Source organism: Saccharothrix sp. AJ9571 (assembly GCF_021725495.1).
Classification (GTDB): Bacteria; Actinomycetota; Actinomycetes; order Mycobacteriales; family Pseudonocardiaceae; genus Amycolatopsis; species Amycolatopsis magusensis.
In genome coordinates, this window is the sequence record NZ_CP091382.1 from 3,316,954 (window position 1) to 3,340,275 (window position 23,322).

At 70.6% G+C, this 23,322-nt stretch carries 25 protein-coding genes; 12 read left to right on the forward strand and 13 right to left on the reverse strand.

From position 1 onward, the window contains the following. Positions 1–15 precede the first annotated feature (15 nt). Positions 16–2,073, forward strand: coding sequence for an MMPL family transporter (locus tag L3Q67_RS14970; RefSeq protein WP_499190074.1), 2,058 nt, complete (start codon positions 16–18; stop codon positions 2,071–2,073). Here the strand turns inward: L3Q67_RS14970 and L3Q67_RS14975 are convergent. Continuing rightward, positions 2,048–3,016: a HAMP domain-containing sensor histidine kinase gene (locus L3Q67_RS14975; RefSeq protein ID WP_499190075.1), complete on the reverse strand. Its 969-nt coding sequence runs from the start codon at positions 3,014–3,016 to the stop codon at positions 2,048–2,050. The two genes, L3Q67_RS14970 and L3Q67_RS14975, sit on opposite strands and share 26 nt — an antisense overlap. Beyond that, positions 3,013–3,678 carry a response regulator transcription factor gene (locus L3Q67_RS14980; protein WP_499190076.1) on the reverse strand — a complete coding sequence of 222 codons (666 nt, stop codon included), beginning with the start codon at positions 3,676–3,678 and terminating at the stop codon, positions 3,013–3,015. The genes L3Q67_RS14975 and L3Q67_RS14980 overlap by 4 nt, the downstream gene beginning before the upstream one ends. A 96-nt stretch (positions 3,679–3,774) precedes the next feature. Between L3Q67_RS14980 and L3Q67_RS14985 the strand changes: the two genes are divergently transcribed. Continuing rightward, on the forward strand, positions 3,775–4,512 hold the full coding sequence (locus L3Q67_RS14985; RefSeq protein WP_499190077.1) for a DUF2786 domain-containing protein: 738 nt from the start codon (positions 3,775–3,777) through the stop codon (positions 4,510–4,512). 289 nt (positions 4,513–4,801) lie between these two features. Here the strand turns inward: L3Q67_RS14985 and L3Q67_RS14990 are convergent, their stop codons facing one another. Together L3Q67_RS14990 and L3Q67_RS14995 are read right to left on the reverse strand one after the other, a co-directional pair. Further along, complete coding sequence (locus tag L3Q67_RS14990) at positions 4,802–5,563, reverse strand: SDR family oxidoreductase (protein WP_499190078.1); 762 nt, start codon at positions 5,561–5,563, stop codon at positions 4,802–4,804. After that, complete coding sequence (locus L3Q67_RS14995) at positions 5,560–6,390, reverse strand: alpha/beta fold hydrolase (RefSeq protein ID WP_499190079.1); 831 nt, start codon at positions 6,388–6,390, stop codon at positions 5,560–5,562. The genes L3Q67_RS14990 and L3Q67_RS14995 overlap by 4 nt, the downstream gene beginning before the upstream one ends. A gap of 100 nt (positions 6,391–6,490) precedes the next feature. Here L3Q67_RS14995 and L3Q67_RS15000 point away from each other — a divergent pair, with 100 nt between their 5' ends. Continuing rightward, positions 6,491–7,828: an aminotransferase-like domain-containing protein gene (locus L3Q67_RS15000; RefSeq protein WP_499190080.1), complete on the forward strand. Its 1,338-nt coding sequence runs from the start codon at positions 6,491–6,493 to the stop codon at positions 7,826–7,828. Here the strand turns inward: L3Q67_RS15000 and L3Q67_RS15005 are convergent. Both L3Q67_RS15005 and L3Q67_RS15010 read right to left on the reverse strand, forming a co-directional pair. Beyond that, on the reverse strand, positions 7,777–8,349 hold the full coding sequence (locus tag L3Q67_RS15005) for a DUF4865 family protein (protein WP_499190081.1): 573 nt from the start codon (positions 8,347–8,349) through the stop codon (positions 7,777–7,779). The two genes, L3Q67_RS15000 and L3Q67_RS15005, sit on opposite strands and share 52 nt — an antisense overlap. An 8-nt stretch (positions 8,350–8,357) precedes the next feature. After that, entirely contained in the window at positions 8,358–8,915 is a 558-nt protein-coding gene (locus L3Q67_RS15010) for a TetR/AcrR family transcriptional regulator (protein ID WP_499190082.1), read from the reverse strand. Between the two features lie 112 nt (positions 8,916–9,027). Here L3Q67_RS15010 and L3Q67_RS15015 point away from each other — a divergent pair, with 112 nt between their 5' ends. The 5 genes from L3Q67_RS15015 (at position 9,028) to L3Q67_RS15035 (ending at position 11,932) form a co-directional block, all read left to right on the forward strand. After that, entirely contained in the window at positions 9,028–9,624 is a 597-nt protein-coding gene (locus L3Q67_RS15015; protein WP_499190083.1) for a cysteine hydrolase family protein, read from the forward strand. Further along, a complete protein-coding gene (locus L3Q67_RS15020) occupies positions 9,621–10,544 on the forward strand; it encodes a GlxA family transcriptional regulator (RefSeq protein WP_499190084.1) in 924 nt (307 codons plus the stop codon). The genes L3Q67_RS15015 and L3Q67_RS15020 overlap by 4 nt, the downstream gene beginning before the upstream one ends. Before the next feature lie 80 nt (positions 10,545–10,624). Beyond that, positions 10,625–11,332, forward strand: a complete 708-nt coding sequence (locus tag L3Q67_RS15025; protein ID WP_499190085.1) for a bleomycin resistance protein — start codon at positions 10,625–10,627, stop codon at positions 11,330–11,332. A 120-nt stretch (positions 11,333–11,452) separates the two neighbouring features. Further along, positions 11,453–11,731, forward strand: coding sequence for an HPr family phosphocarrier protein (locus L3Q67_RS15030; protein WP_395903572.1), 279 nt, complete (start codon positions 11,453–11,455; stop codon positions 11,729–11,731). Positions 11,732–11,776: 45 nt separating this feature from the next. Continuing rightward, a complete protein-coding gene (locus tag L3Q67_RS15035; RefSeq protein ID WP_499190086.1) occupies positions 11,777–11,932 on the forward strand; it encodes a hypothetical protein in 156 nt (51 codons plus the stop codon). 34 nt (positions 11,933–11,966) lie between these two features. Here L3Q67_RS15035 and L3Q67_RS15040 read toward each other — a convergent pair whose 3' ends face one another. Beyond that, positions 11,967–14,669, reverse strand: a complete 2,703-nt coding sequence (locus L3Q67_RS15040) for an AfsR/SARP family transcriptional regulator (RefSeq protein WP_499190087.1) — start codon at positions 14,667–14,669, stop codon at positions 11,967–11,969. Between the two features lie 64 nt (positions 14,670–14,733). On the opposite strand from L3Q67_RS15040, the gene L3Q67_RS15045 reads away from it, so the two are divergent. Continuing rightward, complete coding sequence (locus L3Q67_RS15045) at positions 14,734–15,594, forward strand: NAD(P)-dependent oxidoreductase (RefSeq protein ID WP_499190088.1); 861 nt, start codon at positions 14,734–14,736, stop codon at positions 15,592–15,594. Here L3Q67_RS15045 and L3Q67_RS15050 read toward each other — a convergent pair. Beyond that, positions 15,543–16,445: an alpha/beta fold hydrolase gene (locus tag L3Q67_RS15050; RefSeq protein WP_499190089.1), complete on the reverse strand. Its 903-nt coding sequence runs from the start codon at positions 16,443–16,445 to the stop codon at positions 15,543–15,545. The genes L3Q67_RS15045 and L3Q67_RS15050 overlap by 52 nt on opposite strands. Before the next feature lie 128 nt (positions 16,446–16,573). Between L3Q67_RS15050 and L3Q67_RS15055 the strand changes: the two genes are divergently transcribed. Then, entirely contained in the window at positions 16,574–16,996 is a 423-nt protein-coding gene (locus L3Q67_RS15055) for a YciI family protein (RefSeq protein ID WP_499190090.1), read from the forward strand. On the opposite strand, the gene L3Q67_RS15060 is transcribed toward L3Q67_RS15055, so the two are convergent. From L3Q67_RS15060 to L3Q67_RS15070, 3 genes are read right to left on the reverse strand one after another with little or no spacing between them, the layout of a single operon-like run. After that, positions 16,993–17,916 carry an NADP-dependent oxidoreductase gene (locus L3Q67_RS15060; RefSeq protein WP_499190091.1) on the reverse strand — a complete coding sequence of 308 codons (924 nt, stop codon included), beginning with the start codon at positions 17,914–17,916 and terminating at the stop codon, positions 16,993–16,995. The genes L3Q67_RS15055 and L3Q67_RS15060 overlap by 4 nt on opposite strands. Before the next feature lie 18 nt (positions 17,917–17,934). Next, positions 17,935–18,876, reverse strand: a complete 942-nt coding sequence (locus tag L3Q67_RS15065) for an MDR/zinc-dependent alcohol dehydrogenase-like family protein (protein ID WP_499190092.1) — start codon at positions 18,874–18,876, stop codon at positions 17,935–17,937. Between the two features lie 45 nt (positions 18,877–18,921). Continuing rightward, positions 18,922–20,028, reverse strand: coding sequence for an epoxide hydrolase family protein (locus L3Q67_RS15070; RefSeq protein WP_499190093.1), 1,107 nt, complete (start codon positions 20,026–20,028; stop codon positions 18,922–18,924). Between the two features lie 95 nt (positions 20,029–20,123). On the opposite strand from L3Q67_RS15070, the gene L3Q67_RS15075 reads away from it, so the two are divergent. Then, positions 20,124–20,762 (forward strand): TetR/AcrR family transcriptional regulator, encoded by a 639-nt coding sequence (locus L3Q67_RS15075; protein ID WP_499190094.1) that lies wholly within the window; start codon positions 20,124–20,126, stop codon positions 20,760–20,762. 102 nt (positions 20,763–20,864) lie between these two features. Beyond that, positions 20,865–21,464: an NAD(P)-dependent oxidoreductase gene (locus tag L3Q67_RS15080; RefSeq protein ID WP_499190095.1), complete on the forward strand. Its 600-nt coding sequence runs from the start codon at positions 20,865–20,867 to the stop codon at positions 21,462–21,464. Here L3Q67_RS15080 and L3Q67_RS15085 read toward each other — a convergent pair. Next, on the reverse strand, positions 21,458–22,660 hold the full coding sequence (locus L3Q67_RS15085; RefSeq protein WP_499190096.1) for a sensor histidine kinase: 1,203 nt from the start codon (positions 22,658–22,660) through the stop codon (positions 21,458–21,460). The two genes, L3Q67_RS15080 and L3Q67_RS15085, sit on opposite strands and share 7 nt — an antisense overlap. Beyond that, positions 22,657–23,313 carry a response regulator transcription factor gene (locus tag L3Q67_RS15090; protein ID WP_209662617.1) on the reverse strand — a complete coding sequence of 219 codons (657 nt, stop codon included), beginning with the start codon at positions 23,311–23,313 and terminating at the stop codon, positions 22,657–22,659. The genes L3Q67_RS15085 and L3Q67_RS15090 overlap by 4 nt, the downstream gene beginning before the upstream one ends. Positions 23,314–23,322 lie beyond the last annotated feature (9 nt).

A 23,322-nucleotide genomic window follows, 5' to 3' on the forward strand; every position in this document is an offset into this window, starting at 1 on the left:
CGGAACGCTCGACCCATGACCGTAAGGCGTATCGCGCGCTGGAGCGCGACCCATCCGTGGCAGGCCATCGTGGGGTGGCTCGCCTTCGTCCCGATCGCCTTCGCCGCCGGCACCCTCACCGGCACGAACCAGGCCCAGGGCCCGGACTTCTGGATCGGGGAGGCGGGCCGGGCGGAAGCGACGGCCGCCGAGGGCGGGGTTTCCCGGCCAGCGGTGGAGAACGTGCTCATCACGCCCGCCGCCGAACCGGTCGCGGCCGAGGTCGCCCAGCGGGTGCGCGGCCTCGAAGGCGTGGCCGACGTCGCCGAGCCGGAGGTCTCGCCGGACGGCCGCAGCCTGCTCGTGGTGATCACCATGGCCGGTGACGACCAGCAGGCGGGCGACCACGTCGAACCGGTCCTCGAGCAGACCGGCGCGGTGGCCGCCGCGCATCCGGAGGTCCGCCTGGTGCAGACCGGCGATGCGTCGGTGGAACGCGGTCTCAGCGCGCAACTCGGCCAGGGTGTGCTGGTCACCAAGGCCATCACGCTGCCGGTGACGCTGCTCATCCTGTTCTTGGTCTTCGGTTCACTGCTGGCCGCCGGAATTCCGCTGCTCCTCGCGCTCACCGCCATCCTCGGCTCGGTCGGGCTCTATGGCCTGGCTTCAGCGTTCTTCCCGGACGCGGGCGGCGCGGTCACCAGCATCCTGCTGATGATGGGCATGGCCGTCGGCGTCGACTACTCACTCTTCGCGCTGAAACGCGTGCGTGAGGAGCGTGATCGGTCGAACGGAGAATTGAGCCATGTGGCCGCGGTCGAGATCGCCGCCGCGACCTCGGGACGCGCGATCGTGGTGTCCGGGGCGGCCGTGATCGTCTCGCTGGCCGGACTTTACCTCGCCGGTGACGTCATCTTCTCGTCGATCGCCACCGGCACGATCATCGTGGTCGCGGTCGCCGTGCTCAGCGCGCTGACCGTGCTCCCCGCGCTGCTGGCGAAGCTCGGCCCGCGCATCGAAGGCAAGCGCCACGCCCGGCCGTCCAAGCTGTGGGACCGGCTGCTTCGCCCAGCCGTCGAACACCCGGTGCCGACGCTATTGGTGGGCCTGCTGCTGATCGGCGCGCTCGCCATCCCGGGCCTGAACATGAAGCTCGGCGTCGAAGGCATCAACACCTTCCCGCGTTCGGTGCCGGAAATCGCGGCCTACGACGAACTCGTGGCCGCCTTCCCCGATCGCGGCGCGTCGCACATGGTCGTCATCCGCGGGGAGACCGCCGAACTGGCCGCTGACGCGGTCGCCGGGCTGAGCACCGCGGACTCACGTGTCGTGTCCTCTGTGGACGGCAAGATCCAGCGACTGGAGCTGCCGATCCCGTACTCGGCGGGCACCCCGGAAGCCGACAGCTCACTGGCGCAACTGCGGGCTCAGCCGGTGCCGCCGGGGGTGTCGATCGCGGTGTCGGGTGAACCCGCTCGCGGCGTCGACTACTCGGCGCACCAAGGGGAACGACTGCCGTGGGTGGTCGGGTTCGTGCTGCTGGCCACGTTCGTGATGATGGCGCTGGCCTTCCGCTCGCTGGTCATCGGCGCGCTCGGCCTGGTGCTCAACCTGCTTTCGGTGCTGGCCGCGTGGGGTGCGCTGGTGGTCGTCTTCCAGAGCACCTGGGCGGAGGGCCTGCTCGGCTTCACCTCCACCGGGTTCATCGGCTCACGCACCCCGCTGATGCTCTTCGCGATCCTTTTCGGACTGTCGATGGACTACCAGATCTTCGTGGTGAGCCGGATCCGCGAGGCGGTCGCCCGCGGCCTGCCGACCAGGGAGGCGGTGGTCGACGGCATCACCGGCTCCGCGCGCGTGGTGACCAGTGCCGCGCTCGTGATGGTCTCGGTCTTCGTCGGCTTCATGTTCATCGACCGGATCGAGATGAAGCAGATCGGCCTCGGGCTGGCGCTGGCGGTGCTGCTGGACGCGGTCATCGTCCGGATCCTGCTGCTGCCGGCCGCGATGTCGTTGCTGGGCCGGGTTTCCTGGTGGCCGGGTCGGATCCCGGAGCCCGCACCGGCGCTCAGGACCCCGGCAGGTCGAGTCTGATCCGGCAGCCGGTATCGCCGACCACGGCGATCCGGCCGCCGTGCAGTTCGGCGACCCACCGGGCGATGGCCAGACCGAGCCCGGTGCCGCCGTCGCCGGCGCGTTCCCCGCGGGTGAACCGGTCGAACACGCGCTCGCGGTCGGCCGGTGCGATGCCCGGCCCGTCGTCGGCGACCTCGATGGCGAGGCCGGCGCCCATCGCGGTCGCGCGCACGCGGACTTCGCCGTCCGCGGGTCCGTGGCGGACGGCGTTGTCCAGCAGGTTCGCCACGACCTGGTGCAGGCGTTCCCGATCGGCGAAGGCCCGCGCGCCGGGTGGGCTCACTTCGACGGTGAACCGCACGTCCGCCCGGGTTTCCGCGACGGCTTCCCGCAGCAGCGGCTCGATCTCGAACGACTCGCGGTGCAGCGGCTGGACACCGGCGTCGATCCGCGACAGGTCGAGCAGCTCGGTGACCAGCCTGCCGAGCCGTTCGGTCTGCCCGAGCGCGGTCTTCAACGCGTCTTCGCCGGTCACCCCGTCGACGGCGTTCTCCAGCACGGCCCGCAGCGCGGTGATCGGCGTGCGCAGCTCGTGCGAGACGTTCGCGATCATCTCGCGCCGCTGCTGGTCGGCGGCGCCCAGATCGGCGGCCATCCGGTTGAACGCCAGCGCCAGCTCGCCCACCTCGTCCCGCGAGGTCGCGCGGACGCGCCGCGAATAGTCGCCCTCGGCCATCGCGCGGGCGGCCGCGGTCATCTGCCGCAGCGGCTTGGTCATGCCGTGTGCCAGCACCTGCGTGGTGACCAGCGCGATGACCAGCGCGGCGAGCGCGGTCCGCGGCGGCAGCCAGCCGATCTGGTAGCGGAAGAAGACCAGTGCCGCCCCGGTCGCGCCCATCACCAGCAGGCCGAGCTTCAGCTTGATGGAGCGGACCGGGTCGAGCGGCCGGGGCAGGCTCATCGGGCCTCCAGTGCGTAACCGACGCCGTGCACCGTGCGGATCAGGTCGGCGCCGAGCTTGCGGCGCAACGCTTTCACGTGACTGTCCACTGTGCGCGGTGGGCCTTCCCAGCCCCAGACCTGCGAAACCAGCTCTTCGCGGGTGACCACGGCGTCCGGTCGCCGCGCGAGGTTGGCCAGCAGTTCGAACTCGATCGGGGTCAGGTGCGATTCGCTGCCCGCCCGGCGCACGCGGCGGCGGACCGGGTCGATCTCCAGGTCACCGACGACGATGCGCTCGGGCTCGGCCGCCGCCGTGCGCCCGGCGCGCCGCAGCAGCGCGTGCACGCGGGCGGCCAGTTCCCGGATGGAGAACGGTTTGGTCAGGTAGTCGTCGGCGCCGACGGCCAGCCCCACCAGCAGATCGTTCTCGTCGGCGCGCGCGGTGAGCATCAGCACCGGTACCGGGCGGCGGGCCTGGATGCGCCGGCACACCTCGAGACCGTCGTACCCGGGGAGCATGATGTCGAGGACCACCAGGTCGGGCTCGGTCGCTTCGGCGGCGGCGACCCCGGCCGGTCCGTCGTGCGCGACCTGCACCTCGAACCCCTCGGCCCGCAACCGGGCGGCGACCGATTCGGCGATGGTCCGCTCGTCCTCCACGATCAGCACTCTTCGCTGCATGCACGGACTCTAGGCTGAACAGGGAAAATGCGGTCAACCGCACACCTGAGCGAATCGCGGCTCGATTTTGTCGGACCCGGGTGCGAACATGTGTTCGTGTCCGATCAACATCAACTGCTCGTGCGGGTGCGCAAGCTGCTCGCGAAGGCCGAGGACCCGGCGGTCACCGAAGCCGAGGCCGAGGCGTACAACACCAAGGCGGCCGAGCTCATCGCCCGCTACGGGATCGACCGCGCCGTGCTGGCCGCGGCCGGGCGCCACACCGACACCATCACCAGTGTCAAGATCCCGATGCACAACCCGTACAGCAAGGACAAGGCCCAGCTGCTGAGCTGCGTGGCCGATCCGCTGCGGTGCCGGGTGGTGCTGCTCTGCCGCGGCCAGACCGTGCAGGCGGTCACCGTGTTCGGCTTCCGGTCCGATCTGGACCGGGTGGAACTGCTGTACACCAGCCTGTTGCTGCAGGCGACCACCCAGCTGGCCAGGGTGCGGCCGGGCTGGGCCGGGCAGGGGCAGACGGTCGCGGCCTACCGGCGCACCTGGCTGGCCGGGTTCTCCTCGGCCGTGCGCCTGCGTCTCAAAGCCGCGGAGTCCCGAGCCGTCGCCGAACACGACGAGCCCGGCGGTGCGTCCGCCGAACTCATCGTGCTGGACCGGAAGAAGCTGGTCAACGACGCCTACGACGCTCAGTACGGCAGGCTGCGCAAAGCCTCACCCCGCCACCTCTCCGGCACCGGCTACACCGATGGCCACTTCGCCGGACGGCGGGCGAACCTCGGCAGCACGCACCTGAAAGGCGGTGGTATCGCGCTACCCGCCCGCACCGCTTCCTGACTCCGGCACCCTCTCGCCGCCTTCGCCCGGCCGACGCTGGGCTGGATGACGCTGGGCTGGATGACGCAGGGCTGACCCGGCTCGGGGTGGCTGTTGCCTGCCCGATCGTGCGCCTTGCTCGGTCAGGCTCGGTGGCTTGGTCGCCTGGACCTGGCCGACACTGGAGCTTGATGACGCGCAGGGCTGATCGCGGCCGACTGGTGTGGCCCCGTGCGGGCTTGCTGTTCGGCCGTGGTGCCCGTTTCGGCTGGGGATGGCTGCTGCTTGCCCGATCGCGTGCTTTGCCCGGTCAGGCTCGGTGCACCTGGAACGGGGAGAAGCTCTGCGCCACCGGCATCAGTTCGAGCACGTTCACGTTGACGTGCGCGGGCTGCGCGGTGACCCAGTGCACCGATTCGGCGATGTCCTCGGCGGTCAGCGGCTGCATGCCCGAGTACACCTCGTCCGCCCGGTTCTGGTCGCCTTCGAAGCGGACCACGGAGAACTCCGTGCCGCCCACCATGCCGGGTTCGACCGAGGTCACGCGCACGCCGGTGCCGTGCAGGTCGCTGCGCAGGTTCAGGCTGAACTGGTGCACGAAAGCCTTGGTGGCCCCATACACGTTGCCGCCGGGGTACGGGTAGGTGCCCGCGACCGAACCCAGGTTGACCACGTGCCCGCGGCCCCGGTCGACCATGCCGGGCAGCGCCGCGCGCGTGCAGTGGACCAGGCCGGCGCAGTTGGTTTCGATCATCTGCTGCCAGTCGTCCGGATCGGCCTGGTGCGCCGGCTTGAGGCCCTTGGCCAGGCCGGCGTTGTTGACCAGCACGTCGACCTCGGCGAAGGCGGCGGGCAGGTCGGCGAACGCCGCGTTCACCGCCTCGCGGTCGCGCACGTCCAGTTCCAGCGGGTGCACCGAGTCGCCCAGTTCGCCGGCGAGTTCGGCGAGCTTGTCCGCACGCCGCGCGGTGGCGATCACCTTGGCGCCCTCGGCGGCGAACCGGCGGACGATCGCGGCGCCGAAGCCCGCGCTGGCCCCGGTGACGAAGACGGTTTTCTGTCGCGTACTCACGAGCCGAACCGTACTTCCCCGCCCCGGGCACCCGCGAACGAAGAGAGGAACGCCTCAAGCGTGGCGTCGAACTCGTCTCGCCGTTCGAGATTGGGCATGTGCGCGGCACCGTCGATGACGACCAGCTTCGAACCGCTGATGCGCCGGTGCATGAGTTCGGCCTCCGCGACCGGCGTGTACTCGTCATCCGAGCCCACCACGATCAGCGTGGGCACCGCGACCGTGCCGAGCGATTCCACGTAGTCCAGGCGTTCCGCGCGACCACGCAGTGCCGCCGCCGCGCCCTCCGCCGGTGCACCCCGCATCATGCCGAGCACGTGCTCGCCGACCGCGGGCAGCGCTTCGAGATTGTGCGGCGCGACCATCTTCGACAGTACCTCGTCGGCATACGGGCCGAGACCCTCTCGCAGCAGCCGGTCGGCGGTCTCGTTGCGAAACCGCTTGCCCGCCTCCGTTTCCCCGACCGGCGAGGTGTCGGCGAGCAGCAGCCCGCGCACCCGCTCCGGGAACAGCCGGTGGAACTCCATCACGATCTGCCCGCCCATGGAGAGGCCGCCGAGCACGATCCGGTCCACGTCGAGCCGGTCGAGCAGTTCACCGAGATCGCGGGCGAAGGTCTCCAGGTGGGTTTTGCCCGGCACCACGGTGGTTTCGCCGTAACCCCGCAGATCGGGCGCGATCACCCGCCACTGGGCACCGGCGAACCGCTCGATCTGCGGCTGCCACATGGACCGGTCGAAGGGGTGCCCGTGCACCAAGACCAGCGGTTCGCCGGTGCCTTGATCGGTGTATTCCACCGAAATTGCATCGAGGTCAATTCTGGGCATCGTGCCTGCTCTCGGGTAGCTGGTTGACAATCGCAGGCTATGCCCGAGTAGATTGCCTAGGCAATGAAAACAATTACCTCGGTGCAATTTGGGACAATGCATGGATGACTACCGGCTGATCGCCGACCGCCTCGCCGCCGACATCGGCGAGGGCAGGCTTCGCCCCGGCGACCGCCTGCCACCCCAGCGTCGGTTCGCCCGCGAGCACGGCATCGCCGCGTCGACCGCGACCCGCGTCTACAGCGAGCTGGTCCGCCGCGGGCTGGCCGTCGGTGAGGTCGGCCGCGGCACCTTCATCCGCGCGGCGGGCCCGCCCGCCGATCCCGCGCTCGCTGACCCGGCCGCGGCCCCGATCGACCTCGAACTCAACTTCCCGCTGCTGCCCGAGCAGGCGGAACTGCTGGCCAAGAGCCTGAGCGGACTGCTCCGGCCGGAGGCGCTGGGGGAGGGGTTGCGGCCGACCACGCCATCCGGGACGGCGGTGGTGCGCGAGACTTCGGCGGCCACCCTCGCCCGCGGTGGCTGGACGCCCGATCCCGGCAAGATCCTCTTCGCCGGCAACGGCAGGCAGGCCATCGCGGCGACATTCAGCGCGCTGGCCGGGATCGGCGAGCGCATCGCCGTCGAAGCGCTCACCTACCCGGTGGTCAAGGCGATCGCCACGCGGCTCGGCATCACCCTGGTGCCGATCGAAGTGGACGCCGACGGCATGGTGCCCGACGCCGTGCGCGCGGCCCACCGGATCAGTCCGCTGCGGGCCGTGTACGTGCAGCCCGCGGTGCAGAACCCGCTCGGCATGACCATGTCGGCCGGGCGGCGGCAAGCGCTCGCCGAGGCGCTGACCGAACTCGGCGTGCCCGCGATCGAGGACGGCATCAACGGTTTCCTCCGCGACGACCTGCCGCCACTGCTCGCCCTCGCACCCGAACAGGTGATCCTGGTGGACAGCCTGTCCAAGCGGCTCTCGCCCGGCATGAGCCTCGGCTTCGTGGTGCCGCCGGGCCGCTTCGCCGACCGGATCGCCGCCGCGATGCGCTCGGGTGGCTGGACAGCGCTGCGGTTCGGCATGGAGGTCGCCACCCGTTGCATGGCCGACGGCACGCTCGCCGAGATCGAGGCGGCGAAACGCCTCGACGCGCTGGCGCGACAGGAACTGCGGGCGGAGTGCCTGGCGGAGTTCACCGTCCGCGCGGATCCGCGGTCATTCCATTGCTGGTGGGACCTGCCGGAGCAGTGGCGGGCCGAGACCTTCGTCGCCGCGGCCGCCCGCCGGGGCATCGCGGTGAGCCCGGCGGCCGCGTTCACCGTCGGTGCCGGTCACGCCCCCAGCGCGGTCCGGCTCGCCTTGAGCGGCCCGCCGCCCGCGCAGTTGAAAGCCGCGCTGGATCAGCTGGCCGCACTCGCCCGCGGTACGGCTGAAGACGTCGGGACCGAATGAGCCGGATCGGACAGGTGTAGCACCTGGTACCGGATGCCGTCGGAGGCTGGGGGCTCGCCGTCGTACAGGGTGAACCGCGTCAGCTCCCAGTGGCGAAGGTCGACGGCGAGCACGGTGGCGTACACCGAATCGTCCACGAAAAACTGGGCGCGGGCCACCGCGTCCGCGGGCGCCTCGCCGTCCACAATGGACTCGGACGTGCGGATGCCGGTGGTCGCCGTGCGTGCCGGGCCGCGTGCCACTTCGACCCCGAGCCAGTGCGCGATCGGCGGCCTGCCGAAGCTGTCGCAGAGGCCGCGGAACCCGTCGCCCCACAGGAACCGGTTCATCGCCTCGGCCGAATCCCACCAGTAGAACGGCGCGTACTGGTTGACCGGCGACCCGTGCACCCCGCGCTCACGCACGCAGTACGCCTTGAACCCCAGGCCGTCGAAGGTGTCGAGCGCGCTGCCCCTGGTCGCCACGCGGTGCCGGATGATGCCCATGTCGTAGTCGGCGGGCAGGGTGATCTCGTACTGCATCGCCTGCATCAGGGCCGCCGGACGAGCAGGGTGAGCACGCCTTCGACGGCCCGTTCGAATCCCTCGGACGAGTTGGACGCCCGCGCCAGCACGTACCCGCCCTGCAGCGTGGCGACCACGGTGGCGGCGGTGTGGGCCGGATCGAGCCCGGCGAATTCGCCATCGGCCTGACCTTCGGTGATCACGTCGGCGAGCCGGTTCCGTAGCCAGTCGAAGGTCGCCTCGACCGGACGGCGCAGCTCGGGGCTGCCCATCACGTCGGGATCCTGGGTGAGCCTGCCGATCGGGCAGCCGCGCAGGATCTGCCGTTCACGCTGCAGATAGGCGGCGATGCGCTCGGATGGCTTGCCCGGCCCGGACAGTTCGCTGTCGGCCTGGGCACGTATGGCCTCGGCCGTGCGTTCCACCGCGGCCAGCGCGAGTTCGGGCTTGCCGGCGAAGTGGTGGTACATGCTGCCCTGACCGGCGCCCGCGTGCTGCTGGATGGCCTTCGGGCTGGTGCCGACGTACCCGCGTTCCCACAGCAGCTCGCGCGTGCTCTCGATCAACCTGTCGCGCGTGTCCATTCCCAGACCGTACATACCAGTAGGTACAACAAGCAACACCGTGACCGGATCGGTCCGCATCGGGGCCGGATCCGGTCTGGTGCGGCCCGGCCGCAGGGCGCAGGCTGGGGGCATGAACAGAGCCCTTCTGGTGATCGACGTCCAGGAATCGTTCCGGCAGCGGGACAACTGGCGGCACGTCTCGAACCCGGCGATCGTCGACCGGGTCAACCGGCTGGTGACCGCCGCGCGCGCCGACGGCGACCTGGTGGTGTGGGTGCTGCACAACGAGCCCGGCTCCGGCGGGGTGTTCGACCCGGCCAGCGGGTTCGTCCGGCTGATCGAGGGGCTCGAACCGGAGCCCGGCGAGCCGATGGTGCACAAGACCGCGCACAACGCGTTCACCACCACGAACCTGCAGCAGACGCTGACCGCGCACGGCGTGCGCGAGGTGGTGATCAGCGGCATCCGCACCGAGCAGTGCTGCGAGACCACCGCGCGCGTCGCCTCCGACCTGGGTTACGAGGTCACCTTCGTCACCGAGGCGACCGCGACCACGCCGCTCCCGCACTGGGACGCGCCCGCCGACCGCAGCGCCGACGAGGTGCTCGCCGACCCGCGCACGCTCCAGACCGACGAGATCATCGCGCGCACCGAGTACGCGCTGGCGGGCCGGTTCGCCACCATCCGGACCGTGGACGAGGTCGCGGGTACGCTGACCAGATCGTGACCATCCCGCACCCCCCAACCACGGTCGCCTTCCTCTTGGTGCCGAAGCTGCACCTGCTCGATCTCGCCGGGCCGGCGCAGGTGTTCTCCAGCGCCGATGACCTCGGCCTGGGGTATCGCTTGCGCTATCTCGCCGAACGCCCGCAAGTGCCGACGGCGCAAGGGATCCCGGTGGGTGCGGAAGTGGACTGGCCGGAGCTGACCCGGGACGACATCCTGCTCGTCCCGGGTTGGCGCGCGCCCGAACTCCCCGGCACGGGACCCATCGCGGCGGAGACGCTGGCCCGGATCCGCGCGCACCACGACAGGGGCGGCCTGGTGGCGAGCGTGTGCGCGGGAGCCGACGCGCTCGGCCGGGCCGGACTGCTCGACGGCCGCCGCTGCACCACCCACCACGCCTTGCAGGAGGAGTTGGCACGCCGGTACCCGCTGGCCACGGTGGTGCGCGACGTGCTCTACGTGACCGACGGCCGGGTGGTCACCTCGGCCGGGATCGCCAGCGGCATCGACCTCTCCCTGCACCTGATCGCCGTGCGCCACGGGCCGGGCATGGCCGCGCGGATCGCCCGCGAAATGGTCGTCTACGCCCGCCGCAACGGTGAGGAGCTGCAGGCCAGCGCCATGCTCCGGCACCGCGACCACCTCAACGACGCCGTGCACCGGATCCAGGACCTGATCGACGAGCGGTTCGCCGAGCGCCTGCGCCTGGCCGACCTCGCGCGGTCCGCGGGGTGCAGCGAGCGCACGATCACGCGGTTGTTCGGCCGGGTCACCGGGCTGACCCCGTTGCGCTACCAGCAGGTGTTGCGGGTCGAACGCGCCGACCACCTGATCGCCCAGGGCGTGACCGTCGAGCACGCGGCCCGGTCGGTCGGGTTCGAGGACGCGCGCATGTTGCGACGCCTGCGTTCGCGCGGCTGAACACTCCAGTTTGAGTACCCAGCGTGCTAGCCTCTGGTCTCCTACTCAAATTTGAGTGACGCCCCGGAAGGCGGCCCACCGTGGAGAAGACCATTCCGCTGCTGCCCTGCGTTTCGATCGCCGAGACGCTCGACTTCTACCGCCCGCTCGGCTTCGAAGTGACCTACCAGCAGAAGGCGCCCATCGTGTACGCGGCGATCGCCTTCGACGACGTCGAGTTGCACTTCTTCGTGCTGAAAGGCTTGGTGCCGCAGGACAACTTCAGCACTTGCTACGTGCTGACCGATCGGGTGGACGTGCTGTACGAGCGGTTCACCGGTGGCCTGCGCGCGGCGCTGGGCAAGGTGCCCTCGCGCGGGATGCCGCGGGTCAACCCGCTCAAGAACCTGCGTTCGGGCGCCCGGCAGTTCATCGTGATCGACCCGTCGGGCAACTACGTCCGCATCGGCCAGCCCTTGACCGCGCCGAACAACGGGCTCGCCGAAGGGCCGATCGATGGCCCGAAGCTCGGCCGCGCACTGGAGACTGCCACCATGTTGGCCGACTCGCACGACGATCCACCCGCGGCGGTGCGGGTGCTCGACCGGGCGCTGGCGCTCGACGAGGAAGTGCCCGCGGTGCTGCGTTTCCGTGCGCTGGTGCTGCGGGCGGACCTGGCGGTGCGGCTGGGCGACGAGGACAGGGCCCGCACTCTGCTGTCCGAAGTGGACACTTTCGGGCCGCTCGGTGACGGTGAAGTGGCCGACGAGGTGCGGCGCGTGGAGGACCTGCGCGAACAGCTCGCTTGATCGGGTGAAGCGAACGTGAACCAACTTCAACGCAGATAAACCAACGCGAAACGCTTGATAACCAACATGCTCGCGGTTACCCTGAGGAGGCACCTGGCGCCTGATCGAAAGGACGGAAGCGTGCTCAGCACACGAGTCACCATTGGTTCTTCGGTCGGTCTGCACGCACGGCCGGCCCGGTTGCTCGCCGAGGCCGCCGGCAAGCAGTCCGCCTCCGTCCGCATCGGCCGCTCCGAAGACGCGCTGGTCGACGCGGCGAGCATCCTCGCGGTGATGTCGCTCGGCGTCGGTGGCGGCGAAGACGTGGTGCTGGTGGTGGAAGGCGAAGGCGCGGAAGAGACGCTGCGCGAGCTTTCCGAGCTGCTGGCCCAGGATCTCGACGCCACGGTCCCCGCCTGAGCCATCTAGCCGAAGTCCTAGTCCTCGTCATGCATCGTGGGGAGCGTGACGACACCCACGGCACTGACGGTGGTACTGGCAGGCGGTTCGGAACTGTTCACCGCGGACGGTTGCCCGCTCGACGTCGATGATCTGGACGAGGCGGAAGTCGAATTCGTCCGTTCCCCCGAACCACCACGAGCGGCGGGACACGCCGAGTGACCCCCAGCGCTCGGCGTGTTCCCGCGTAACTCCTTCATTCACGGCCGAGGGCGCGGGCGATGTCGCCGCGTTCGGCGGGCGGCAGGGGAGCGCCGACGGATTCCCGCCGGGCAGTCGCCTCGGACAGCAGGCGGCGGGCTTCCGATTGGTCGCCGGCCAGCGAATGCGCGCACGCCAGGCCTTCGAGGCTGAGGGCGATGGCACGCGGGTCGCCGGTTCGTTCGGCCGCCTTCAGCGCTTTCTGTTGCAGCGCAAGCGCTTCTGTCACATCCCCGCGTAGTTCCGCGACGAAACCCAACTCCGCGAACACCAGCGCCGGGCCCGGATCGAACTTCGCCTCCCGGTGCCAGGCCAGCACCGAACGCAGCGTGGCCTCCGCCAGCTCCAGGTCACCGGCCCGCCGGGCGATCAGCGCGAGACCGAGTTCGGCGTGCACCTCGCCCGCTCGGTAGCCGAGTTCCGCCGACTGCCGCCGCGCGCGTTCGTGCAGCGCGCGTGCTTCATCGAGATCCCCGGTGAGCAGGGCGATCCGGCCCAGGCCGGTCAGGCGGTCGGCCGCATCCGCGCCCAGGCCCAGTTCTTCGGCCAGCCGGAGTCCTTCGCGATGCAGGCGCGCTGCTTCGGGGTAGTCGCCGGACACTTCGGCCAGCGCGGAGAGAGCGTAGGCCGATTGCAGCTGTCCCCACCGGTCGCCGAGCCCGCGGAACATCCGAGCGCTCTCCGCGGCATCACGCTCGACCGCCGCGAGGTCGCCTCGGGTGAACGCTTGCGCGGCCCGCACACTCAGTGCCACCGCGAGTTCCCATTCGTCCTTTGTGGTCTGGATTGCGTCGTTGACCAGCTTTTCGCTGCGTGCGAGGTCTTCGCCGCTGCGAAACAGGGCGAGGCCGAGGGGGAGCGCGTCGGGCACGTGCCGCTGCACCTCGGCGAACCGCCCGCGCATCACCCAGTACCAGGCCAGGGGCTTGCCGACCCGCGCCTTGCGCAGGTTGGGGTGCTCGACGTCCAGTCGTTCCAGCCAAGCGGCTTGTTCCGGGCCGCGAAGGTCGGCTCGCTCGGCGAGTCGGTGGTAGTACTCGCGGTGTCGCCTGTGGACGGTGTCCAGCTCGCCTTTCTCGGCGCAGTAGGCGATTACCGACTCCAGCATCCGGAACCGGCCGTCCCGCACGAAGACCAGTGACCGGTCGACCAGGCTGTCGAGCAGTTCGGCGACGTCCTCCGTCTCGCAGACCGCCTCCGCGGCTTCCAGTGTGCAACCGCCGACGTGCACGGAGAGCTGTCGGAGCACCGTCCGCTCGGCCTCGCTGAGCGGCTCCCAGCTCCAGTCGAGCGTCGCACGCAAGGTCCGATGCCGCAGCGGTGCGTCACGCATCCCTTTGGCCAGCAGGCGAAAGCGGTCGTCGAGGCGGGCGAGCAGTTCGGTGACGCCCAGCGTGCGAACACGCGCAGCGGCGAGTTCCACCGCGAGCGGCAGGCCATCCAGCCGGGCGCAGATCGTCCGTACCGCGGCGAGTTCGTCGGTGGTGAAGCCGAGTGCGGCGGCACGGGACAGGAACAGCTCGACCGCGTCGGCCTCCGGCAGCGGAACCACCTCGTGGATCACCTCGCCGGCGATCCCGATCGGGGACCGGCTGGTGGCCAGCACGCGCAGGCCGGGCGCGGCTTTGAGCAGGCTCGACGCCAGTTCGGCGACCTCGTCCAGTGCGCGTTCGCAATTGTCCAGCACCAGCAGCAACCGCCGGTTCCGCAGCGCCTCGGCCAGTGGCTCGTCCCGCAGGCCCAGCGTGGTGGCCACCGCGTCCGCCAGCGAATCCACAGTGGACTCGATGAGCCACGCGTCCGCGATGCCCGCGGCCACTTCCCAGGCGAGCCGCGTCTTGCCGACGCCGCCGGGACCGGTGAGCGTCACCAGCCGGTGGTCCGCCAGCGACTTCCCCACTTCGGCGACCGTGTCGGCCCGCCCGATCAGCGGAGTCAACGAGGACGGAAGATTCGTCGACGGCCGCGGGGCCTCCAGCGCCGGGCTCTGCTCCAGCATCGCTTGGTGCAGTTCGACCAGCTCAGTGCTCGGATCGAGGCCGAGTTCGTCGGCGAGCCGTGACCGCAGGTCCTCGTAACCGGCGAGTGCGTCGGACTGCCGACCAGACCGGTAGAGCGCGCGCAAGTGTGCGGCCCGCAGTCGTTCCCGCAGCGGATGCTGGGCGACGAGTTCACCCAACTCACCCGCCAGCAGGCTGTGCTCACCGAGGTCCAGCCGTGCTTCGGCGAGCGCTTCGACGACGGCCAGGCGCTGCTCTGCCAGCCGGTCGATCGTGGTCCGCGCGAATTCCTCGTCGTCGAAGCCGGAGAACGCCGGACCGCGCCACAACGCGAGCGCCTCGGTGAGCAGATCGGCACGCACCCGCGGATCTCCCGCGGCACGCGCCCGCGAGATGAGGGCGGTGAATTCGTCGGCATCCACGCTCTCGGCGACCAGGCGGTATCCCGGTGCTTCGGCGACCACCAGGTCACGGCCGATCGCCTGCCGCAGCCGGGAAACCTTGGTCTGCAAGGAGGCCGGCGGATTGGCCGGCGGGCGGTCGCCCCAGAGGTCGTCGATCAGCCGGTCGGCCGACACGGGGCGGCCGCGGTGGACCAGCAGCGCCGCGAGCAGGGCACGCACCTTCAGCTCGGGCACCCCCACCGGCGCCCCGGCCGCGGTCCGCACCTCGAGCGGCCCGAGCACGCCGAATCGCACAGCGCCACGGTAACCGACAGGCGGCCGACAACGGACCGAAAGCGACCCCCGGCAGCTTGGGCTCATGACGAACCGACACGTGACAGTCCTCGGCCTCGGCAAGATGGGCGAGCCGATCGCCGCGACCCTGCTCGCCGCCGGTCACCGCACCACGGTGTGGAACCGCAGCGCGGCGAAGGCGGACGCGCTGGTGGCTCGCGGCGCCCAGCGCGCCGGAACCGTCGCCGAAGCGGTCGCCGCCGGTGAGGTGGTCATCGCCAGTCTGCTGGACGCGGCCGCGGTGCGGGAGGTGCTGACCACCGCGGACCTGACCGGCCGCACCCTGGTCAACGTCACCACCAGCGGTCCAGACGACGCCCGCGAGCTGGCCGGATGGGCCACCGAACGCGGCGCGGCCTACCTCGACGGCGCGATGATGGCTGTCCCGCAAACCCTCGGCACACCGGACGCGCTACTGCTCTACAGCGGGTCGAGCGAGGCGTTCGAAGGTGCGAAGGACGTGCTCGAACTCCTGGGCACCACGAAGTTCCTCGGCGAAGAACCGGCACTCGCCGAGTTCTACGACCTCGCGCTGCTCAGCGCCGGGTACTCCACGCTCGCCGGTTTCCTGCACGCGACCGCGTTGCTGCGCACGGTCGGTGTCGCTCCAGGGGAAATGCTGCCGCTGCTCGACCACTGGCTCGGCGGCATGATCGCCTTCATGCCCGAGCTGGCCGGGGAGATCGAGACCGGCGAGTACGCGGCCGGGGTGTCCAGCGTCGACCTGAACCGCTCGGCGCTGCGCCACATCGTCGAGGTCAGCCGGGCGAGTGGCATCGATCCGGCGCTCCAGCTGCCCATCCAGGACCTGCTGGAACGCCGGGCCGCCGACGGTCACGGGGGCGACAGCTTCTCCAGCCTGGTCGAGGTGCTCACCAAGGTGTGAGCGGTGACCGCGTCGGTCAGTGGCCGGTGGATCGCGGGCGCCAGGTAGTGACCCATGCCGGGGATGGTCGTCAGCCGCGCGCCCGGGATCGACTCGGCGAGGTGCCGCGCGTGCGGCGGCGGGTGGATCGGGTCGAGCGGGGCCTCGATGACCAGCGCGGGCGTGGTGATGCCCGCCAGGTCGGTGGCCCGCTCGGTCCAGTCCTGCCGGATCTGGCCGTGCGGGTGGTCCTCGACCGGCTCCTCGTCCGCCGCGTGTGCACGCGCACGATCCAGTCGTTGCTGTAGTTCGCTCTCGTCGAAGGGGAGCTGATCGCCGGAAAGTCGCCGGTAGAACTCGATTTCCGAGACCGACGCGGGGTTGAAGGCGAGTTCGACGAACCAGCGCTTCGGCGTGGGCAGGCCGTCGAGCGTGGGCTCTCCGGTGAGCGCGCGTTCCCAGTTACCGAAGAAGTCCACGTCCATCGCGCAGCTGCCGAGCAGGGTGATCGCGGTCAGCCGTTCGCGGTGGTCCAGCGCGAGCAACTGGCTGACCGCCGAGCCCATGCCGAACCCGAGCGAGTGCACCCGCTCGAGCTCCCAGCCGTCGAGCACCGCGACCGCGTCGCGGGCCAGATCGTCGAAGTTGTACGGATTCGGCGGGAACTCGCGGTGCGTGGAGCGCCCGGTGTCGCGGTAGTCGTAGCGGAGGACCAGGTGCCCGGCGGCGGCGAGCAGGTGCACCAGGTTCTCCGGCCAGTCCATCGACGACTGGCAGTCCCCGGCGTTCAACAGCAGCGCCGGGGCATCGGGTTCGCCGATCGCCTGGGTCCACAGTTCGACGTCGCCGGATCGGATGATTCGTTCGCGCATGTCCTGGAACGTACGCAGGCGAAAAGGCCGCGCGCACATAGAAATTTGCTCGTGTGAAGGCGTGCCGGTGGTGCGCGCTCGTACGGGAGGTGAAGGGTGGAGGTCGTCACCTTCGAGGGAGAGAAACCATGAGATTCATGATCCTGCTCAAGTCCGACGAGTCGAACGACAGCGGCCGGGCGCCCACCGAAGCCGAACTCACCGAGATGGCGAAGTTCAACGAGGAGATGGTCGGGGCAGGCATCCTGCTCACCGGCGAGGGGCTCGCGCCCAGCGCGGAAGGCGCGCGGGTGAAGCTGAGCAACGGCACGGCGACCGTCACCGACGGGCCGTTCACCGAGGCCAAGGAACTGATCGCCGGGTTCTGGATGATCGAGGTGGCTTCGCTGGAAGAGGCGCTCAGCTGGGTGAAGCGGGTCCCCGGCCCCGACCAGGAGATCGAGGTCCGGCGCGTGCTCGAGGCCGAGGACTTCGGTGAGGCCTTCACCCCGGAACTGCAGGAGAAGGAAGCCAGGATGCGCGCGACCGCCGCCGAGCGCACCGACGGCTAGCCGACTTCGAACACGATCTTCCCCAGCACATGGCCGTCCTCGCTGAGGCGGTGCGCGTCGGCGGCCTGTGCCAGGGGGAAGGTCCGCGCGATGGGCAGGCGCAGCTTCCCGGCGTGCAGCAGCGGCAGCACCTCGGCGAACACCTCCGCGGCAGGCACCTTTTCGCCGCCGCCGCTGGTGAAGTGCACGCCGTGGTCGGCGGCGCTGCCGTCGGCGATGGTCACCACCTTGGCCGGGTCGCCGGTCAGCGCCACGGATTCCTTGAGCACGCCACGCCCGGAGCCGTCGAGCACCACGTCGATGCCGTCCGGCGCGGCTTCGCGAACCCGGTCCGCCCAGCCGTCGCCATAGGCCACCGGGTGGACGCCGAGTTCACGCAGGAACTCGTGCCTCGCCTCGCTGGCCGTGCCGAGCACGGTCAGGCCGCGGGCGATCGCCAGCTGCCCGGCGACCAGGCCGACCGCACCCGCCGCGGCGTGCACCAGCAACGTCTGTCCTGATTGGACATCCAGGTACCGCAGGGTGCGCACGGCGGTCTCGGAGGCGACCGGCAACGCGGCGGCCTCCTCGAAGCTGAGCCAGCCGGGCTTGTGCACCAGGCTGTCCGCGCGCGTGATGACGTGCGTGGCGAGCGCGCCGGAGCCCACGCCGGCGAAGACCTCGTCGCCGGGCGCGGCGGTGTCCACGTCGGGGCCGACCGCCTCGACCACGCCCGCCGCCTCGACACCGGTGCCGCGCGGTTCGGCCAGTTCCTGACCCGGGGTGAACAGGCCGCGGCGGATCTTCCAGTCGACCGGGTTCATCCCCGCGGCCCGGACCGCGAGCCGGACCTCGCCCGGCCCGGGTTCGGGCAGGTCGATCTCTTCCAGCCGGAGTACTTCGGGGCCGCCGTATTCGGCGTACCGGACTGCCTGTGCCATGTTGTCCTTTTCCCAGGTTCAGACGAGCAGGAGCGTCTTGCCAAGCACTGTTCTGCTTTCCATTGTGGCGTGTGCTTCGGCTGCTCGGGCGAGCGGAAACATCCGGCCGATCACCGGTTTCACCCGTCCGGCGACGGCTTCGGCGAGCGTCCGGGCGACGAGGACACGCAGGTCGTCCGGGCTGAACTGCACCTGTTCGATCCCGGTCACCTCGACTCCGCGACGGTCGGCCTCGGCGGTGTCCACTTCGGCGAATCCGCCGCTGGGCACACCGTAGGCGAAGAACCGGCGAGTGGCCGTGCCGAAGGCGGCTTGGCCGATGCCGCCGCCGACCCCGTCGAAGACCACGTCCACTTCGAGGCCGTCGGCCCAGTCCCCGGTGCTGTAGTCGACGACCACGTCGGCCCCGAGTTCCTTGGCCAGCGCGAGTTTCTCGGCGCCCCTGGCGGCCGCGGTCACGTGTGCGCCGGCGGCCTTGGCCACCTGGATCAGCAGGCTGCCCAGCCCACCGGCGGCCGCGGTGATCAGCACCCGATCGCCGGGCCGCGGTTTCGCGGCGTCGACCAGGCTCAACGCCGCCGGTCCGATCTGGAGCAGGGCCGCGGCGGTCCGAACATCGAGCCCGTCCGGGATTTCGACGAGGTTCCCGGCGGGGACGAGCGCCTGTTCCGCGTAACCGCCGCCGCTGATCCCGGCGACGACCTCCTTGCCCACCCAGTCGCGGTCGACGCCTTCACCGACGGCCAGTACCCGCCCGGCCACGCCGGTCCCCGGCACGTAGGGCGGCGTCATCCCGAAGTACTCGGCTCCCCAGCCGCTTCGCAACTGGGCTTCGAGGAACAGCACATCCGCGACGGCCACTCCGACCACCGCCTCCCCCGGCCCCGCGATGGGGGCCGGGACCTCGTCCACCCGCAGCTTTTCGGGTCCCCCGAACCCGCTGACCCGAACCGCTCTCATCGTTGTTGTCACGGTCCCAGCCTTCAACCTCCAGTAAGGTGGAGATCAAGCCAGCGTGGCGTAGAACTCCCGGAGATCGTCGGCGAGCACCTTCGGCGCTTCGTGCGCGGCGTAGTGGCCGCCGGTGTCGTAGGAGTTCCAGCTGGTGATCCGCCGGTGGTCGCGCTCGGCGAACCGGCGGATTGAGTGGAAGTCGCCGGCGAACATGGCCAGCCCGATCGGGGTGGTCGTCGGCCCTTGCGGCTCGGCTCCGGTGTGCGCTTCAGCGTGCGCGTCCTCGTAGTAGAACCGGATCGCCGAGCCGGAGGTGCCGGTCAGCCAGTGGATGGCCACGTTGCCCACGACGAACGCCGGGTCGAGGGTTTCGCCGAAGAGCTGGGCGTTCCAGGCGAGCAGGCCGACCGGCGAGTCCGCGAGCGCGAAGGCCAGCGTCTGCGGCTTCTGGCTGTGCAGCTGGTTGAAGGCGAAGTGGTTGTCGTAGAACCACTGAAGGTGCTGGAGCGCGGCCTGGTCCGTCTCGCTCAGGTCGGCCATCTCGGCGGGGTCGCCGGAGGGGAACGAGAAGAGCTGCGTGACGTGCACGCCGATGACGTGCTCGGGGTCGACGCGGGCGACCTCCGGTGAGATCAGCGAACCGGCGTCGTTGCCGACCGCGCCATAGCGCTGGTAACCGAGGCGGTTCATCAGCTCGGCCCAGGCGCGGGCGGTGCGGAAGCGGTTCCAGCCGGTGGTGCGGGTCGGGCCGGAGAAGCCGAAGCCGGGCAGGGAGGGGATGACCAGGTGGAACGCCGGGCCGCTCTCCGGCTCGGTCAGCAGCTCGATGATGTCGAGGTATTCGAGGATGGTGCCGGGCCAGCCGTGGCTCAGGATCAGCGGCGTGGCGTCCTCGCGGGACGAGCGGACGTGCAGGAAGTGGATGTCCTCGCCGTCGATCTCGGTGACGAACTGCGGGTACGCGTTCAGGCGGGCCTCCAGCGCGCGCCAGTCGAACTCTTCGCGCCAGTGACGCAGGAGCTCGCGGACGCGCTCGACCGGCATGCCGTAGTCGCTGCCGGTGCCGGGGAGTTCGTTCGGCAGGATCGCGTGCTCGAGGCGGTCGGCGAGCTGGTCGAGGTCGGCCTGGGGGATCTCGATGCGGAAGGGGTGGATCACGGCGGGCTCCTTGCGTGAGCGTCGGAACGGAATGATTTGTTCTGTTTGAAGACTAGCAGAGCGGAACAGTCTGTTCCAGTGTTAATCTGGTGCACATGGCAACTACGCAGAGCAGCGGCCTGTCGGGACGCCGTCAGCAGGCCGCGCAGAACGACGGCCTCATCCTCGAAGCCGCGCGCGAGGTGTTCCTGGCCGATCCGAAGGCGCCGGTGTCCGCCGTGGCGAAGCGCGCCGGGGTGGGCATCAGCGCGTTGTACCGGCGGTACCCCGGGAAGGAGGACCTGCTGCGGCACCTGTGCCACGAGGGCCTGCGCCGCTACAACGCCGAAGCCGAGGCGGCGCTGGAGGAGGAGGACGCCGGGCGCGCGTTCACCGGCTTCGTCGAGCGCGTGGTCGACGCCGATGTGCACTCGCTGACCGTGCACCTGGCGGGCACCTTCACCCCGACGCCCGAGATGGGCGCGGACGCTCTGCGCTCCAACGAACTCGCGACGACGCTGGTCGACCGCGCGAAGGAGGCGGGCGCGCTGCGCCAGGACGCGGTGCCGCAGGACATCGGGCTCACCCTGGAAGCCTGCGCCGCCATCCGCGTCGACGACCCCACCCGAACCCGCCAACTCCGGCGTCGAGTGCTGGCCATGCTCCTGCGCACGCTGTCGGCCCTCTCTGACCCGCCACTACCAGGCCCGCCACCCCAGCCGGGTGAGCTGAGCGGCCGCTGGAAGCCCGCGTAACCGGAAATCCACTAGAGGTGGGGGTGGGTGGGCCGGTGGGGTGGGGGATCGCGATTAGCGTTGGGTGCGCTCGCTGCCCGACCTCGACAGGAGACGAAGACGATGGCCAGGATTGTGGTGTTCGGCGGGACCGGGTACGCCGGCGGCAAGATCGCCGCCGAGGCGGAGGGGCGTGGCCACGAGGTGGTTCGCGTGGCCCGCAAGGAACGCGCCGGCGTCACCAGCGGCTCGGTGCACGACGAGGCCTTCGTGCTGGACGTGGCCAAGGGCGCGGACGTCCTCGTCGTCGCGGTGCCCGCCGCGCCCGCTGACGGCAAGAGCCTGGTCGACGCGGTCCCGGCGCTCGCCAAGACCGGGGCCCGGATCGGCGTGGTCGGTGGCGCGGGCAGCTTGCAGGTCTCGCCCGGCGGCCCGCAGCTGGTGGATACGCCCGCCTTCCCGGCCTTCGCGAAGGGCGAGGCGCAGGCCCACGTCGGCGTGCTCGAAGCCCTGCGCGCGCTCCCGGACGACGTCGACTGGTTCTACGTCAGCCCCGCGCCCGCGTTCGGCTCGTTCAACCCCGGCGAGAAGCTCGGCCGCTACCGCGTCGGCGGCGACCAGATCATCGGTGACAGCATCAGCGGCGACGACTACGCACTCGCCTTCGTCGACGAGATCGACAAGCCCGCGCACCAGCGGAAGCGCTTCTCGGTCGCCTACTGAGGCAGTACCACCGACACCACCAGGCCGCCGCCGTCGCGCGGGTGGGCTGTCACCTCGCCGCCGTGGGCCTTGGCGACCGAGCGGACGATCGACAGTCCGAGCCCGGCGCCCTTCGCGGTGGCCAGGCGGTCGGTGGCCAGCCGCCGGAACGGCTCGAACAACGCCGGGATCTCGTACTGCGGCACCACCGCGCCGGTGTTGCGCACCTCGACCTCGGCGCGCCCGTCCGCCCTGGTGCGGCTGACCACGTGCACCCAGCCGCCGGTGTTGTGCCGGATGCCGTTCTCGACCAGGTTCTGCACCAGCCGTTCCAGGAACACCGCGTCCCCGGTGGTCATCGCCTCCGCGGCGTCGGTGCGCACCTCGATCCCCGCCCGCTCGGCCTCCGCCGCGGTCTGCGCGACCACGTGCGTCACCACGTCGGCCAGGTCCACCGGCCGCCGGTCCAGGATCTCGTTCTCCGAACCGGCGAGCAGCAGCAATCCGTTGATCAGCCGCTCGTGCCGCGTGTTGATCTCCAGCAGGGTCTCGCCGAGCTGCTTGACGTCGGGTGACGCGGTCTTCCGGTGCATCGCGACCTCGACCAGCGAGCGGCTCACGGTCAGCGGGGTCCGCAGTTCGTGCGACGCGTTGGCGACGAAGCGGCGTTGACCGTCGAACGACCGGTCCAGCCGTTCGACCATCGTGTTGAACGCGCCCGCCAGGTCCTTCACCTCGTCGTCCGGCCCGTGCAGGGCGATGCGCTCGTGCAGGTTCCGGTCCGCCGCCGGAGCCGTGGCGATGCGGCGCGCGGTGTGGGTGACCTGGTGCAACGGCACCAGCACCCGCCCGGCGACCAGCCAGCCGAACCCGGCGGCCAGCCCGCCGACCACCAGCAGCGCGATGCCGCCCTGGGTGAACAGCGAGGTCGTCGCGGCGTCGTGCAGTTGCTCCTGCTGGTCCCTCATCCACTGCTCGGCGCCGGAGCCGTACAGGACGTCGCCGTTGCCGGTCATCACCACCAGGTGCTTGCGCCCGGGGCCGAGTTCGGGCAGCTGGGTCTTCGAGACGATCTTCGGCCCGGTGCCGGTCAGCTGCTGGTTGAACAGCGCGTAGGTGACGCCGAGCAGCACGATGCCCGCGACCAGGAACAACCCGCCGTAGATCAACGTGAGCCGCGTGCGCAGCGTGACCCGGCGGGGACGGAGGCCGGTCACGGGATCCGGTATCCCACACCGGTGACGGTCTCCACGACCGACGGTTCGCCGAGCTTGCGCCGCAGCTTCAGGATGGTCAGCCGGACCACGCCGGTGAACGGGTCGACGTGCTCGTCCCACGCCTTCTCCAACAGGAACTCCGCCGACACCACGGCACCGTCGGCGCGCAGCAGCTCGGCCAGCACGGCGAACTCCTTTTTGGACAGTGGAACGTAGTGGCCGTCGCGGAAGACCTGGTGCCGCGCGGGATCGAGGGTGATGCCCGCGCGGGTGAGCACCGGTGGCGCGGCCGGACGGGAGCGCCTGCCCAGCGAGTGCACGCGGGCGGCCAGTTCGGGGAAGGCGAACGGCTTGGTCAGGTAGTCGTCGGCGCCGAGCGCGAGGCCGCCGACCCGGTCGGTGATCTCGGCGGACGCGGTCAGCATCAGCACCCTGGCCGGTGACTCCGAGCCGACCACCTCGCGGCACACGTCGTCGCCGTGCACCACCGGGAGGTCGCGGTCGAGCACCACCACGTCGTAGGCGTGCACGTGGAGGCGTTCCAGCGCGGCACCGCCGTCGTAGGCGATGTCCACCGCGTGCGCCTCGTCCCGCAGCCACTCCGCGATCGCGTCGGCGAGCAGCGGCTCGTCCTCGACCACCAGCACCCTCATCCGCGCATG

Coding starts and splice junctions, on each gene's coding strand:
- L3Q67_RS14970 (WP_499190074.1), top strand. CDS start 16: ATGACCGTAAGGCGTATCGCGCGCTGGAGCGCGACCCATCCGTGGCAG.
- L3Q67_RS14975 (WP_499190075.1), bottom strand. CDS start 3,016: ATGAGCCTGCCCCGGCCGCTCGACCCGGTCCGCTCCATCAAGCTGAAG.
- L3Q67_RS14980 (WP_499190076.1), bottom strand. CDS start 3,678: ATGCAGCGAAGAGTGCTGATCGTGGAGGACGAGCGGACCATCGCCGAA.
- L3Q67_RS14995 (WP_499190079.1), bottom strand. CDS start 6,390: ATGCCCAGAATTGACCTCGATGCAATTTCGGTGGAATACACCGATCAA.
- L3Q67_RS15000 (WP_499190080.1), top strand. CDS start 6,491: ATGGATGACTACCGGCTGATCGCCGACCGCCTCGCCGCCGACATCGGC.
- L3Q67_RS15005 (WP_499190081.1), bottom strand. CDS start 8,349: ATGCAGTACGAGATCACCCTGCCCGCCGACTACGACATGGGCATCATC.
- L3Q67_RS15010 (WP_499190082.1), bottom strand. CDS start 8,915: ATGGACACGCGCGACAGGTTGATCGAGAGCACGCGCGAGCTGCTGTGG.
- L3Q67_RS15015 (WP_499190083.1), top strand. CDS start 9,028: ATGAACAGAGCCCTTCTGGTGATCGACGTCCAGGAATCGTTCCGGCAG.
- L3Q67_RS15045 (WP_499190088.1), top strand. CDS start 14,734: ATGACGAACCGACACGTGACAGTCCTCGGCCTCGGCAAGATGGGCGAG.
- L3Q67_RS15050 (WP_499190089.1), bottom strand. CDS start 16,445: ATGCGCGAACGAATCATCCGATCCGGCGACGTCGAACTGTGGACCCAG.
- L3Q67_RS15055 (WP_499190090.1), top strand. CDS start 16,574: ATGAGATTCATGATCCTGCTCAAGTCCGACGAGTCGAACGACAGCGGC.
- L3Q67_RS15060 (WP_499190091.1), bottom strand. CDS start 17,916: ATGGCACAGGCAGTCCGGTACGCCGAATACGGCGGCCCCGAAGTACTC.
- L3Q67_RS15065 (WP_499190092.1), bottom strand. CDS start 18,876: ATGAGAGCGGTTCGGGTCAGCGGGTTCGGGGGACCCGAAAAGCTGCGG.
- L3Q67_RS15075 (WP_499190094.1), top strand. CDS start 20,124: ATGGCAACTACGCAGAGCAGCGGCCTGTCGGGACGCCGTCAGCAGGCC.
- L3Q67_RS15080 (WP_499190095.1), top strand. CDS start 20,865: ATGGCCAGGATTGTGGTGTTCGGCGGGACCGGGTACGCCGGCGGCAAG.
- L3Q67_RS15090 (WP_209662617.1), bottom strand. CDS start 23,313: ATGAGGGTGCTGGTGGTCGAGGACGAGCCGCTGCTCGCCGACGCGATC.